The following is a 1,294-nucleotide window of genomic DNA, read 5'->3' as shown; positions in this document are numbered from 1 at the left end:
CGTCTGCTTGCCCATCTCAACGTAAAGGAAATCATTCAGAGGAAATTATTATGAAAAAATCGAATCTTGCTGTTACTGCTGCGGTTACTGGTCTACTAGCCCTTGGTGGCACTCTACTAACAGCAACACCTGCTGTCGCGGCAGAAAAAGAAAAGTGCTACGGCGTGGCAAAAGCGGGAAAAAATGACTGTGCGACGAAGAACAGCTCTTGCGCCGGCACGTCAAAACAAGACCACCAGAAAGACGCATTTGTGGTGGTTCCAAAAGGTCTTTGCGACAAATTGGCTGGCGGCAGCACCAGCGCATCTTAATTTCTCCGTTAATTGTTGTGGGCGTGTGATGGCTCAACTCACACCCCACAACCTCTTCTCATCCAGTTCGAAAAGGAGTTTCACGTGAAACACTACGATTTTCACCCTCTTGTTGGCGTTGGTTTACGGACTCCTCATTTGGACTTTTTTCAGCAACAACGTCCAGAACTGTCTTGGTTAGAAATTCACAGCGAGAACTACTTTCAACCCAATGCAGCCGAACGAAAATATCTACACACTTTGCGAGAGCAATACCAGATCAGCTGCCACGGAATTGGTTTGTCGTTAGGCTCTGTTGAACGCGTTAGCCAAGTACACCTAGCTCAACTGAAAGCATTGATTGATGCCATTGACCCGATGTTTGTCTCTGACCATTTGAGCTGGAGTGAAAATGGTGGGCACTATTTTAACGACTTGCTTCCCCTACCATACACCGAAGAAGCACTGAACGTTTTTACTCGCAATGTGCTTGAAGTTCAGGATTATCTGCAACGCGAAATCTTAATCGAGAACCCATCGAGCTATGTGAAGTTTAAACACTCGACGATCAGCGAGTGGGAGTTTCTCGCTGAAGTTCAGCAGCGCACAAGTTGCCGGTTACTGCTCGATCTGAATAACGTACACGTATCAGCCTTCAATCACGGCTTTGATTGCAATACCTATCTGTCCGCCATTCCGGCAGACAAAGTGGATGAAATTCATTTGGCGGGTTTCACCATCAAGCAACTCGATAAAGGCGAAATTTGGATTGATACTCACAGCCGTCCCGTCAGCACGGAAGTCTGGAAGTTATATCAACATTGGATTGAACAGTATGGTCCGCGCCATACCTTAATTGAATGGGACTTAGATATCCCAGCACCGGAAGTGTTATTGGCAGAAGCGGAAAAGGCCTCGCTCCTTCTCTCCCAAATTACCACCCCGCTTAGCGCTACGAGGAAAGCCTCATGAAGCTAGCCACCTTACAAAACCAGTTTGCGAAA

The 1,294-nt window shown here is 47.0% G+C and carries 2 protein-coding genes; both read left to right on the top strand.

The features are described from left to right. Positions 1-50: 50 nt before the first annotated feature. Positions 51-311 (top strand): DUF2282 domain-containing protein, encoded by a 261-nt coding sequence (locus R8N28_RS25225; protein ID WP_005458571.1) that lies wholly within the window; start codon positions 51-53, stop codon positions 309-311. A gap of 84 nt (positions 312-395) precedes the next feature. Beyond that, the gene (locus R8N28_RS25220; protein WP_318183662.1) at positions 396-1,262 is read left to right on the top strand and encodes a DUF692 domain-containing protein; all 867 of its coding nucleotides are present in this window, start codon (positions 396-398) and stop codon (positions 1,260-1,262) included. Positions 1,263-1,294 lie beyond the last annotated feature (32 nt).

This window comes from Vibrio sp. Vb1554 (assembly GCF_033344235.1).
This window is presented reverse-complemented; position numbering and strand designations above follow the sequence as displayed.